The 13,133-nt window shown below is 38.5% G+C and carries 9 protein-coding genes and 6 tRNA genes; 5 read left to right on the forward strand and 10 right to left on the reverse strand.

Annotated elements, in window-relative coordinates; all coding sequences use genetic code 11:
• Positions 1–18: 18 nt before the first annotated feature.
• Positions 19–2,565, forward strand: coding sequence for a PepSY domain-containing protein (locus EG365_RS04780; protein ID WP_000473046.1), 2,547 nt, complete (start codon positions 19–21; stop codon positions 2,563–2,565).
• A gap of 126 nt (positions 2,566–2,691) precedes the next feature.
• On the forward strand, positions 2,692–3,477 hold the full coding sequence (locus EG365_RS04785) for a YdcF family protein (protein WP_001198163.1): 786 nt from the start codon (positions 2,692–2,694) through the stop codon (positions 3,475–3,477).
• 207 nt (positions 3,478–3,684) lie between these two features.
• Here the strand turns inward: EG365_RS04785 and EG365_RS04790 are convergent.
• The 8 genes from EG365_RS04790 to EG365_RS04825 all read right to left on the reverse strand — a co-directional run bounded on the left by EG365_RS04790 (position 3,685) and on the right by EG365_RS04825 (position 5,508).
• Positions 3,685–3,760, reverse strand: a tRNA-Val gene (locus EG365_RS04790).
• A 66-nt stretch (positions 3,761–3,826) separates the two neighbouring features.
• Positions 3,827–3,903, reverse strand: a tRNA-Asp gene (locus EG365_RS04795).
• A 39-nt stretch (positions 3,904–3,942) separates the two neighbouring features.
• A tRNA-Val gene (locus EG365_RS04800) sits at positions 3,943–4,018 on the reverse strand.
• Positions 4,019–4,039: 21 nt separating this feature from the next.
• Positions 4,040–4,116, reverse strand: a tRNA-Asp gene (locus EG365_RS04805).
• Positions 4,117–4,163: 47 nt separating this feature from the next.
• Positions 4,164–4,240, reverse strand: a tRNA-Asp gene (locus EG365_RS04810).
• 24 nt (positions 4,241–4,264) lie between these two features.
• A tRNA-Val gene (locus EG365_RS04815) sits at positions 4,265–4,340 on the reverse strand.
• A 206-nt stretch (positions 4,341–4,546) separates the two neighbouring features.
• Positions 4,547–5,050: a cell wall-recycling L,D-carboxypeptidase ElsL gene (gene elsL / locus EG365_RS04820; protein WP_000077301.1), complete on the reverse strand. Its 504-nt coding sequence runs from the start codon at positions 5,048–5,050 to the stop codon at positions 4,547–4,549.
• An 89-nt stretch (positions 5,051–5,139) separates the two neighbouring features.
• Positions 5,140–5,508: a YbaN family protein gene (locus EG365_RS04825; protein WP_001259501.1), complete on the reverse strand. Its 369-nt coding sequence runs from the start codon at positions 5,506–5,508 to the stop codon at positions 5,140–5,142.
• Between the two features lie 104 nt (positions 5,509–5,612).
• Here EG365_RS04825 and EG365_RS04830 point away from each other — a divergent pair, with 104 nt between their 5' ends.
• The 3 genes from EG365_RS04830 (at position 5,613) to dapE (ending at position 8,025) form a co-directional block, all read left to right on the forward strand.
• Positions 5,613–6,521: a DUF1853 family protein gene (locus EG365_RS04830; protein WP_001017530.1), complete on the forward strand. Its 909-nt coding sequence runs from the start codon at positions 5,613–5,615 to the stop codon at positions 6,519–6,521.
• Positions 6,522–6,619: 98 nt separating this feature from the next.
• On the forward strand, positions 6,620–6,763 hold the full coding sequence (locus EG365_RS04835; RefSeq protein WP_001984826.1) for an entericidin A/B family lipoprotein: 144 nt from the start codon (positions 6,620–6,622) through the stop codon (positions 6,761–6,763).
• 125 nt (positions 6,764–6,888) lie between these two features.
• Positions 6,889–8,025, forward strand: a complete 1,137-nt coding sequence (gene dapE / locus EG365_RS04840) for a succinyl-diaminopimelate desuccinylase (protein ID WP_001016571.1) — start codon at positions 6,889–6,891, stop codon at positions 8,023–8,025.
• Between the two features lie 35 nt (positions 8,026–8,060).
• On the opposite strand, the gene EG365_RS04845 is transcribed toward dapE, so the two are convergent.
• Positions 8,061–8,525, reverse strand: a complete 465-nt coding sequence (locus tag EG365_RS04845) for a hypothetical protein (protein WP_000678929.1) — start codon at positions 8,523–8,525, stop codon at positions 8,061–8,063.
• Positions 8,522–13,042 carry an Hpt domain-containing protein gene (locus EG365_RS04850; protein ID WP_000658903.1) on the reverse strand — a complete coding sequence of 1,507 codons (4,521 nt, stop codon included), beginning with the start codon at positions 13,040–13,042 and terminating at the stop codon, positions 8,522–8,524. Before EG365_RS04850 ends, EG365_RS04845 begins: the two co-directional genes overlap by 4 nt.
• Positions 13,043–13,133: the final 91 nt, after the last annotated feature.

The following is a 13,133-nucleotide window of genomic DNA, read 5'->3' on the forward strand; positions in this document are numbered from 1 at the left end:
TATTTACATTATTCGACCATGTTTAAAAAGTTTTTATTTCAAATTCATTGGTTTCTGGGTATTAGTGCTGGCCTCATCTTATCCATTATGGGTGTTACAGGCGCAATTTATTCTTATGATCAGCAAATTTTAAAATGGGTAAATACAGATAGTTATGTTGTGCAAGCACAAAGCTCACCTAAGCTTACCCCTGCTCAGCTTTACCAGCATTTCACAACAATCCAGCCTGAAATTAAAATTAATAGCATTACAATTGCCAAAGATCCTACCGCCTCATCTGTAGTAAACATTGAAAAAGAAGGCGAACGACGCGGCTACAATATGATGGTTAACCCTTATACAGCTCAAGTATTACCAGAGGTACAAGGTCGTAAACTACTTTTATTAATACAACAAATTCACCGAAACTTAACTGCTGGTGAGTTCGGTAAACAAATTACCGGTGCTTGTGCCTTAATGCTCATATATTTTGTTTTGAGCGGATTATATTTACGCTGGCCGAAAAAGCACTCTGCACGTCAATGGCTTGCTGTTAAGCCCAAACTTAAAGGTCGAAATTTTATTTGGGATTTACACGCTGTTGTAGGTACATGGGTTATTGTTTTTTATCTTCTTTTTGCATGTACAGGTCTATATTGGTCATATGACTGGTGGCGTAGTGGTATGTTCAAAGTATTAGGTGTAGAACAACCTAAAATGCAAGGCCATAGTGGATCTGGGCGAAATAAAGATCAATTGCCTAAAATTCAACTAGATAATGCTCAACTGATTACCGCACTTAACCAAACTTGGAGTGGTTTTAATAATCAGATTGGACGTGATTATTCGACTTTAACAGTTAACTTACCTAAAAAAGATGATGGAAAAATTGAATTAAGTTTTGTAGATGCAACGCCACAACATGAACGTGCACGTAACCAAGCTGTCTATAACTATAAAACTGCCAATATTGAAAAAATGGAGCTTTATGAAGATAAAAAGCTTAATCAAAAAATTATGAGCAGTATGTTACCTGTGCACCGAGGTAGTTTCTTCGGACCAGTTTATCAATTTGTGGCGATGCTTGCTTCTTTAGCCATGCCATTATTCTTTGTTACCGGATGGATGCTTTACCTTAAACGCCGTAAGCAAAAAAAACTTACTCAAGCGGCTCGCCAGTCTTTAGCAGGCCATTATATCGACCAAAATGCTAAGCCTTGGTTAATCACTTATGCCACCCAAACTGGAGTTGCGGAACAACTCGCGTGGAGTACTGCAACGAGCTTACAAGAGGCGCATCAACCAGTTCAGGTTAAATCTGTACAACAATTAACCGAAGCTGATTTACAGCAACATGAACAAATATTATTTGTGATTAGCACCTATGGTACTGGAGAAGCACCTGACTTAGCTTCTAATTTTGCTAAAAAGTTATTAAAAACCAACTTAGAACTTCAACATGTCAAATATGCAGTATTAGCTTTAGGTTCTAAGGAATATCCGGATACTTATTGTAGTTTTGGCCACACAGTAGATGAATGGCTTAAAAACAATGGTGCCAAAGCCTTCTTCGATATTATAGAAGTAGATAATGCAAATCCGGCAGATATTCAAAACTGGAATCAGGCACTTGTAAAAGCAACTAAACTAGATTTGCATGCTGTTAATATCGAAAAAGTGTTTGATAATTGGACATTACAACAACGTGATTTACTCAATCCAAATAGTCTAGGTCAGCCTGCCTACAATATTGAACTTACTGCCAGTCATGAAGCTGTATGGCAAGCTGGGGACATTGCTGAAATACAACCAGGTAACAGTCCTGAGCGTATTAATAAGTTTTTACAGCATCATCACATTCTTAAAAATGCGGTGGTAGACTCGCTACAGGTTTCTATTGAAAAGGCACTTTGGAATAAAGATTTAACTGGTGAAATTGAACCGTTTGCCAATCTGGACCATTTACTAGAACAACTTCCTACCCTACCAACGCGAGAATATTCCATTGCTAGCATCCCTTCTCAGCAAGTATTACGTCTAGTTGTTCGTCAACAATATGATGAGTCTGGTAATTTAGGTTTAGGATCAGGTTGGCTGACTCAACATACAGAAATTAATCAAAATGTTGCACTGCGTATCCGTACCAATGAGTCTTTTCATTTGATTGATGATAATCGTCCAATTATTTGTATTGGTAATGGAACGGGAATCGCTGGTTTAATGAGCTTACTTCATACACGAACTCGCCATAACTATACTGAAAACTGGCTAATTTTCGGTGAACGCCAACGCAATCATGATTTCTTCTATGCATCAACTATTGAAGCTTGGCAAACGATGGGAATGTTAAAACGACTTGATCTTGCATTCTCACGCGATCAAGAACAACGTGTTTATGTTCAAGATATCATCCGACAAAATGCAGCGGAGTTAATCAACTGGATTGAACGCGGTGCAGTACTCTATGTATGCGGCAGTATTGATGGAATGGCAAGTGGAGTCGATCAAGCACTTATTCATATTTTAGGCGAAGAACAAGTCGATGAGTTAAGACAACAAGGCCGTTATCGCCGTGATGTTTATTAAATATCAATAAATAACAAAGCCGAGTAATAGCCAAAATGCTTTACTCGGCTTTTTATTACAATCAGCATTGAATTTGGAATGATTTTGCATACACTGTCTGCAATTTAAATTGCAGCTTTAAACACAATGCAAGTCAGTAAGTGGATTCGGATTTTCTTAGCAGTCATTGGTTCAATTTTATTTTTGGACGGCTTATTTCTAGCTTTTCTAAATAAAATTCATGTAGGCACACTTGTTCCTTTAGTTTTAGGAGCATTCTTCTGTCTTTATGCATTATTTTATTATCATTTAGAACGGTTTTTCTTCTATCACTATCGGCTTCATACTCTTTGGCGTTTTGGGTGGTTGTGTTTCTGGATTTGGTTAATTGGCTTAGGCTATTTTTTTAATTTTATTAAAGAAAATAAAGACGCAAGTCAAAATCTCCCCGCAGTTAAAGCAATTATTGTTTTAGGAAGTGGTGTCGAAAATGGACAGCCTTCAGCTATTCTTGCAAAGCGTCTTGACACAGCAGCACCAGTTGCCCTTTCACAACCGCAAGCAAAGGTTATTTTAACAGGCGGTTTAGACTTTTCCGAAAAAGAACCTGAAGCATTAGTCATGTCACGCTACTTGGAACAACATTTTCATATAGCAAAAGATCGAATGATCCTTGAAGACAAAAGCACAAGTACAGAACTTAATCTTAAAAATAGTAAACCTTTACTTGAACAAGCTCATATTAATGTTAATCAACCCATTGCAATTGTTACAAGTGACTTCCATACACCACGAGCTGCAGCTATTGCAAAGAAACAAGGCTATACACAGGTTTATATGGTCGCTGCAGAAACACCTTTAATTACTCGCTACAACGCTTGGCTACGTGAATATTTTGCATACGCTAGTGGCTGGCTTCTAAATGAGTATTAATCTTAGTTTACAAAGCTGCTATTGCGTTACAGCATGGCAGCTTTAGTTAAACTCGATAGTAATAATAATTCGAACTCAAAAATTAAGTATGGAAAAGAGAGAGTTAACCAAAAAAGATAAAATAGATAGATAAAAAATAGGAAGAGCAGAAACGCAAAAAACACTAAATAAATTAGCGTGTTTAATTTTTTAAATTTGAAAAAATTATGGTGGGCGCTGACGGGATCGAACCGCCGACATTCTGCTTGTAAGGCAGACGCTCTACCAACTGAGCTAAGCGCCCTGATTGAAAAAGACAACAATCACAGTCTTTATACATTACATCCTCTAGATCAGGGAATCAAGAGAATGGCGCAGCGGACGGGGCTCGAACCCGCGACCCCCGGCGTGACAGGCCGGTATTCTAACCAACTGAACTACCGCTGCACTTGCAATACTTTAAAAATAAAGTATGGTCACAAATTATGGTGGGCGCTGACGGGATCGAACCGCCGACATTCTGCTTGTAAGGCAGACGCTCTACCAACTGAGCTAAGCGCCCTGCAAAAGCGTTTTATAAAAGTGGCGCAGCGGACGGGGCTCGAACCCGCGACCCCCGGCGTGACAGGCCGGTATTCTAACCAACTGAACTACCGCTGCACTTTCACAATATCGCAATTGTGGGGTAAACGATGTTAAGTCTTAAGTGGCGCAGCGGACGGGGCTCGAACCCGCGACCCCCGGCGTGACAGGCCGGTATTCTAACCAACTGAACTACCGCTGCACTTGAGATCTTAACGTAAAGGCTTGGTGGGCGCTGACGGGATCGAACCGCCGACATTCTGCTTGTAAGGCAGACGCTCTACCAACTGAGCTAAGCGCCCTTAACGTCTTCATCGTTTGTGAGGTGCATTATAGAGAATCTTTAACAGGTGTCAAACGCTTTTCGACAACTTTTCAAAAAAATACGAATGAATGATTAAAAATAAGTCATTATTAAGTAAAAAACAATTTTTTGTATTTTATTTAAGCACTTATTTTAATATTTTGATCATTCGGCTAATTAAACAATAATCTTTAAAATCCTATTTTAGGTTAAAGATTGTTCAGACAAATAAACTAATGCGTCTTCAGAGACTAAATCAAACAATTCAATGATTTCTTCATTACGCATTCGAATACACCCATGTGACATTGGAACCCCCATCGGTTCTTTATCAGGTGTACCATGAATATAGATATAACGTTGCATCGTGTCGTGGCCTTCGCCTTTGTTAAAGCCCTCTTCTAAACCATCTAACCAAAGAATGCGTGACAATATCCAATCTCGCTCAGGAAATTGTGCGGCTAATTCACTGCTATAAACTTCACCTGTGGGCTGCCGTGCAATAAAAACTGCATTTTTGGGAGATTGCATACCAAATTTCTTAGCAACCCGATGCCATCCACGTGGGGTTTTACCCGTATTTTCTTGTTCCCCAATTCCATTTTTGCCAGTAGAGACCACGTAAAACTTATTATGTTTAGGTAAGCTTAAAGTTTGATTTGCTAAATCGATAAGAATATCTGCATCTTCAAGTTTAAATTGGGACATCGAATTTCTTCTCTTATATCAACTCAACTATTTTGAGCTTTAATGAAAAATTATGGGGAAACTTGTCTTGCGCCAAAATTAAAAGATTATCAATCTTTTAATTTTGGCTCAGGACGTAGCCATAACCAAATTGCAACAACAAGCATGGTAGTATCGGTAAAAACCTTGACCCAAAACGGCGCCGAAGTAAACAGCATCAGAATACCACTTGCGGTCATCATAATGGTTGCAATCCACTTTGCCTTACGCGGTACTGTCCCATTTGCTCGCCAATCCCGCAGGGTTGGTCCATACTTGGGGTGGTTTAACAACCACGCATCCATCTGAGGCCATCCCTTTGAGGCCGCCCAAGCAGCCAGAATAAGAAACACTGTTGTCGGCATGCCTGGTAAAATTGCTCCAATAATACCAAGCGTGATAAAAATCACGACCAGAGTTCGCCAAAACAATGTTCGCATATATAAACCTTAAGCTATTGTTACTCGTAGTATAAAGTGTTTTTCTGGTATTGTTTTGTTGATTGACCATGAAATTTGGATGAATTATTTCGAGTACTCAACGTATGAATATTGCCTCAATTAAAACATCCTATTTTGAGCCATGGTTACAGTTCAGTCACCCAATGGTAAGACAATTGGCCTTTACAATTGCCAGCCCGAACCTACTTAGCCAACTTCCCTGCAGCCTTACTATTCGACATAGTTTTCAATTACATACAGATAAAAATTGGGAACAACATTTTCAAAATTACTTACCCCGCCTAAAGCAGCTTGATGAAGCACCAGAACCTTTACTTCAATTTATGTCTCGGCTTAAGAGCACACGCTTAGGTTTACGTTTTGAAAATTTACTTTGGTTTTGGCTACAAGAAGATCAATATCATCCTTATCAGTTATTAGGCCATAGTATTCAAAAAATTGATGGAGCAAAAACTTTAGGTGAACTCGATTTTTTAGTTTTAAATCAAAATACTCAAGAAATTGAACATTGGGAAGTTGCTCTAAAATATTACCTAGGTGAAGGTCAATTAAATTTAGAACAATGGATTGGTTTAAATAGACAAGATACTTTAAGTAAAAAGCTTTACCACTTTACTGACAAACAATTTCAATTTTCAGAAGCTTTGGGTTTTAAAGTTCAACAACGTTTCGCTGTCTTAAAAGGACAACTTTATCTTCCTCTAAATTTACCTCAAGAACAGCTTATTCCTGAATGGGTAAATTTAAAACGTCGCTTAGGTACTTGGGGTACAGAAATCCCTAAATCTGACTTTTACCGCTTAGAAAGACATGAATGGCTTTGTCCTCATCAAAAAGCGAGTTCAAACACTGCTTATTGGTGGACTGATGGCCTATATTGTCAAAATATTAATGAAACCCGATTTTATATGTTCAGGCACCCTGCTTTACTAAGCTTAAAACCTTCTCTCATCAAAAATAACGGTATTTTACAAGAGACCACGTCCTTATAGAAACAATTTATAACGTTTTTACTATTAAACAATCATGTTTCTTTTTCCGTTTGTTTTTTAATCTAAATTTACTTCATTATTAAATTTATACGGAGAAAATGATGAAAAAAGTTTTAGTCGCATCTGTAATGGTGGCATTTGTTTTAACAGGTTGTAATACGTTCAAGGGTTTTGGTCAAGATGTCTCTAAAGCTGGTGATGCTGTAACTAACACCGCACAAAAAACTGAAAATAAAATGTAAGTTATGCTTAACATTTAAAAACCTTATCGTTTCGATAAGGTTTTTTTATTTTTAAATACCCATCCTTTAGAGATTCGCCTATTATATCGGACTATATTTCACCTCATCAGTACGCAATTTCCGGTATGAACCACTCAGACACTCTCTCGCTTAGCTTAGAACTTTTACAACAGCCTTCTGTTACTCCTATTGATCATACTTGCCAAACTATTATTGCTGAGCGCTTAGCTAAGGTTGGCTTCCATATTGAACCTATGCGCTTTGGAGATGTCGATAATTTATGGGCTCGACGTGGAACCGAAGGCCCTGTATTTTGTTTTGCTGGTCATACCGACGTAGTACCAACAGGACGTTTAGACGCTTGGAATTCAGACCCATTTGCACCAGAAATTCGCGATGGCAAATTATATGGTCGTGGTTCAGCAGATATGAAAACTGCATTAGCTGCAATGGTAGTTGCATCTGAACGTTTTATAGCAAAACACCCAAACCATAAAGGTTCAATTGCTTTTTTAATTACTTCAGATGAAGAAGGTCCTGCTGTTAACGGTACAGTTAAAGTTATCGAAACACTGGAAAAGCGTAATGAAAAAATTACTTGGTGTTTGGTTGGGGAACCATCAAGTACTCATAAATTAGGTGATATTGTTAAGAATGGCCGTCGTGGTTCTCTTAATGCTGTATTGAAGGTTCAAGGCAAACAAGGTCATGTAGCTTACCCACACTTGGCACGTAATCCAATTCATGAAGCATCCCCAGCGTTAGCTGAGTTGTGCCAAACAGTTTGGGACAATGGCAATGAGTATTTCCCTGCAACTTCATTCCAGATTTCAAATATCCATGCAGGTACTGGCGCAACCAATGTAATCCCTGGTGCTTTAGAAGTTACTTTTAATTTCCGCTATTCAACCGAGGTTACAGCAGAACAGCTTAAACAACGTGTTCATGAAATTTTAGACAAGCATGGCTTGCAATATGAAATTGTCTGGAATTTGTCTGGCTTACCATTCTTAACTCCAGTAGGTGAATTAGTTAACGCAGCTCAAACTGCTATTTTAAATGTGACTGGTACTGAGACTGAGCTTTCAACAAGTGGTGGTACATCTGATGGGCGCTTCATTGCTCCAACAGGTGCACAAGTTTTAGAACTCGGTGTTCTAAACGCAACTATCCATCAAATTAATGAACATGTTGATGTACATGATCTTGATCCATTAACTGATATTTATGAGCAAATTTTAGAAAATTTATTAGCTCAATAAAATAAAAAAGGAACTCAAAAGAGTTCCTTTTTCTTTTATAAACCAAGTAATTTTTCAATATATTCTAAGTTAGGTATATAGTAGCGTTGATCTTGCATACGCACATATTTAAATACTGCTGGGTGTTGTTCAGCCTCATGCTCATCCATTTCATCGACAATTTCAGAAATACGCAGACGAGTAGAAACTGGCATTGTTTTACAGATTAATGCAAAACGTTGGCTAATATCTTCCCCTTCAATCACTAATGCTACTGCATGTTGATCAATTGTGTTATGTACTGAGTAGACGGGTAGCTTCACATCATGCCATTCAATATGTTTTACGCCATTTTTTACATCCATGGCAGACAACACAATGTTTTGTGGCAATAGCATAGGTACCTGATCGTTACATTCAATGATATAAGCGTCAATAAAACCAGTTGAAACTGTAATAAGATGCTGTAGCTCTTGTTGGTCCATATTAGCGATCAATGATGTATTTACACTACCTTTCATGATTTGACCTCACTGTCAGACGCTACAAGTAAAGCATCGATATTCTCTAGTAACTCTTCTTCCTGGAAAGGTTTACCCATATATTGACTTACACCTAACGAGAATGCTCGTTCACGATGTTTTTCGCCTGTTCTGGATGTAATCATAATAATTGGCATGTATTGATGCATATCATGATGTCGTACAAGATTGAGAACCTCAAAACCATCCATACGTGGCATTTCAATATCAAGTAGCATCAAATCTGGCTTAATATTTTCTAGCTGCTCTATGGCGTCAACACCATCTTTAGCCGTAACCACATCATAGCCTTGACGTTCAAGCAATCGGGACGTGACCTTACGTACAGTTACTGAGTCATCTACAATCATGATGAGGCGGCGTTCATCAGACTCTCGGTGTCTATACACTGCTTCACTAAGTTGTTTATGACGCTGAGTTGACTGAATTTGTCGCGCAATATTTTGTCCGTCTAAAATTAAGCAGACCTGTCCATCACCTAAAATTGTGGCGCCTGCAATTGCTCCAATGCTAGAGAACTGTTGACCAATTGGTTTCACTACAATTTGTGCTCGAGAGCCAATTAACTGGTCAACAAGTAGTGCCACAGTTTGGCCATTATTGGCTTTAATCATTAACACAGGTAATGAATACATCACACCATTTAAACGTGGTATGGGTTGGTTACCAACAAATTCAGAAAGATAACGTAATGGATAACGTTTATTTTCATACTCAAATAGTTCTTGAGGACTTTCAAAATACTGCTCTAAAGAGGCTGGTGACACTCGAATAATTCGATCGATTTGAGCAAGTGGAATCGCAAATTGTTGATCTGCCACTTTAACCATTAAGGCATCACTTACCGCTACTGTAGTCGGTACGCGAATCGTAAATGTTGTTCCCTGCCCATAGACGGATTCAACGCTGACATGTCCCCCCAAAGACTTAATATCACTCTGCACGACATCAAGACCTACACCACGCCCGGAAATCTGAGTGACTTGCTCTGCTGTACTTAAACCCGGATGGAAAATGAGTTGCAGTATGTCTTGCTGTTCTAAGTCTTGTTCTGGCTTGATCAATCCGGCAAGGAGTGCTTTCTGACGTACTTTTTCAACATCAATGCCTTGACCATCATCACTAAAGACAACCACAACATCCGTACCTTGACGCTGAATATTAAGTTCAATACGCCCTGTTTCCGGTTTATTTGCTTGTTGCCGCTGCATTCGGTCTTCTAAACCATGGTCAATTGCGTTTCTGAGCATATGCTCAAGCGGAGTCACTAACCGTTCTAAAATATTGCGGTCCAACTCACCTTCCGTATTATTTACGAAAAGCTCAGCAGGTCTATTCAATGCTGTAGACGTCTGACGAACAATTCGTTGTAAACGCGGCAATAAACGCGAAAATGGGACCAAACGTGTCCGCATTAAACCTTCTTGAATTTCCGCTTGAATTCGTGATTGTTGTAAAAGCAAACTTTCGGTATCTCTGATTTTGTCAGATAACGTATTTTTAAAGTCGACCAAGTCCGATGCAGATTCAGCAAGCGATTTCGACAATTGATTTAAAGATGAATATTGGTCCATCTCTAATGGGTCAAAGTCAGTATAACGAGAATGTTCAATTCCATGTTTAGCAATAATCTGTGTTTCTAACTCACCTTCCATTCGTCGCAACTGATCGGCAAGTCGTTGAATCGCCAACTCCATTTCAACTAGTGTATGGCTAAATTGGCTTAGGTCCATTTCAATTCGTGAACGGTTAATGGAGTTTTCACCAGACAAATCAATCATTTTCTCGATTAAGTCAGCTGAAACACGGATCATTTCATTATTCTGATCCAGACGCTCTGTTTGCTCCCATGCTCCCATCATTGGTGGAGGCTCTGTACCATCACCTTGTATAAAGGTCATCACCGGTTCTGAGTTAAACAAGTCCGCTCTAGTTAACTTAGTCGGAATCTGGATTGTAGTTTCAAAGAATTGAATATTTTCTAAACTTTGCTGTAATCCATCGAAATGCTGATAATTGTGGTTGAAAATTGCATCTTTTAACCATGCAATCGCACTTTCTAATAAATGATCATAAATATTCGAATTGAAGTGATGTAGCGCAAATTGTTCAAAAGCATTTTCTAGTTGGTAGGCAATTGCTTGTACGGCTTCTAAACCCACCATCCGTGCACCACCTTTTAAACTGTGCACGGCTCTTTGAAGCTGAAGCAAAATACTACGGTTTGTACGCTGTTCAAACCATTGTTTTAATAGCGATTCAGCCATTTCTAACAATTCAGTAGCTTCTTCCAGGAACGTCTGTTCAACAACAGCCTCAATGTCCTGTTCATCAGCTGCAATTTCACTCTCTTGCGATGTAACCGAGGTAATTACTTCAACTGGAGTAGCTAACTCGGTAGCCGCTGTGTCGAATACCTGATCGTGATGAGTTTCTAACTCTGCAAGAGCAGGTTCAAGTTCTACTGGTATCTCATCTATTATTACTTCAGATATCACCTCTTGCTCAGAGAATATCTCACTTTCAGTATCAAATGCCTCAACCACTGGTAAAGGTTGGAAGTTAGAGTTTTGACCCGCTCGTTTTAATGCGTTAATTGTGTAAGGGGCTGCATAATCTAGTTGTTGTTCACGCATGATTTGTAAACGGTCAGCCAAGTCATCTTGAACCAAACGAATAAAATCAATTAAATCTGAAGTTGCTACTAATTGCTTTTGAATTAAACGCTCATAAATGCTTTCTAATTCATGGGCAATCAAACCAAGATACGTTGCCTGAACCATATTTGCTCCCCCTTTCAAGGTATGCAAATAACGCATTAGGTTGTTCAGAGCTGCAAAGTTTTCTTGCTCACCTACCCAAATATTAAGATCGGTATCAATTCCCTCAAGTAATTCTTCAGCTTCCTCAAGAAAGATATCTAAAAGATCAGCATCAAAATTTCGATTCACTTGTGTAGATGAAATATATTGTCGATCTTGCTGCACACTTTGACCTAATACCGCCCAGTCTACAGAGTCTGAGAAATTCTCTACAGTAGCTACTACTTCTGGCTCTTGTTCAATATTGGATATTGGTTCAAAAGATGTCGAATCCTGCTGAGGCAGGTCATTTGATAGGTCTGGAGTGTACTGCGTATAAAGTTTTAATTCTTCTAAAATACTTTGATGTTGCTTAACAATACCGACTCGCTGACCAGCAGCTAAAGCATCAAATAATTGAATGAGCTGTTGATGCGCTTTTTGATAAATTTCAAATATATAGTCTGATTGTAATAAAGTAGGTTTATCAAGCAGCACTTCATAACTTTCTTTCAGTTGGCTGGTATATTCATGTAAACCCAACATTGCTTGAGAATGTGTATGTTGCAGTAATAAATCAGCCTGTTCACTTAGGCGTTCAAGATAATCAGGAAACTCATTACGAATACCCTTCTCAAAATCTAATTCTGCATCCAGTAATTCAGAAACATCTAATTGTAATAATTGCGATACCAAGCCATGAGAAGGCATTAACGGATCTGTTCGGTCACCATGTTGCTCAACATATGCATCCCAAGATTGATTAAATTGCTGCAATCTCGCTTCGAGCTGTTCACTTGAACTATATCTAGATAGTAGTTCCAAGCTATCTCGAACAAACTCACGATATTCTTGTAATAATAAAATTTCTTCAGAGTGAGAAGATAACTCTTCTTGTAGCAGTATTTTAAATAAATGCTCAACTTTGGTACTGGCCTCGAAAATTGTTTCGACCTGTGCCATTGCAGAGCTACCACGCAAAGTATGTAAAGCGCGGATTAAAGCGTTATAACTGTCGTACTGATGTAACTCTTGATCCAAAAATTGATGAATCGTGGCTAAATGTTCTTCCGCCTCTTCCATAAATAAGGTCAAAGTTTCATCTAGATTTATTTCAATTTCAGTATGAGTAGCTTGAATGATTGGCTCGGCTAACGAATCTTGTTCAATATAATCTAGCTCAAGACCAGTCACTGTTTCGGCCGTAAGCGTATTTGAAAGTTGTAAAAGCTCTTCTAAAGCTGGTTCTAAACTTTGCTGTTGTTGTAGTTGTTGGCCTAATAAAATAAGAGGTCTGAAATCTAAGGTATGTGCTCGTTTTTGCTTAAAATTATCTACTAATTTAAGGAAATAGAACTTAAATACTAACTGCACATAGCTCTGAATAGTTGGCGTTAATTGTAAGCTTTGGTTGATTACCCGGTTGAGTGTATCTTCAACTGTCCACGCAAGCTCAGCTGAAGATTTAGCGCCAATCATTCTTCCGGAACCTTTTAAGGTATGGAAATGACGACGAATTTCAGTGAGCGTAGCAATATTCTCAGACTGCATCCATTTATTTATCAAAGGTTGCAAATCAACAAAAATCTCTTCAATTTCTTCAATGAAGATCTCAAGAAACTCAGCATCTTGTTCAGAATAGCTATCTTCAGGTAGCGTCATTGCTTCAGTTAAAGTTTTTAATATTTCTTTCATAGCAAAGGCTTCTTTTGCTTACCCCCTGAGTGGGGAAAACTACAGAGACAACACCAGAAAAATAACTATCTCCCCAATATTTGTCTGGCGC

The sequence above is a fragment of the Acinetobacter sp. FDAARGOS_494 genome (assembly GCF_003812225.1).
Taxonomy (GTDB): domain Bacteria; phylum Pseudomonadota; class Gammaproteobacteria; order Pseudomonadales; family Moraxellaceae; genus Acinetobacter; species Acinetobacter baumannii.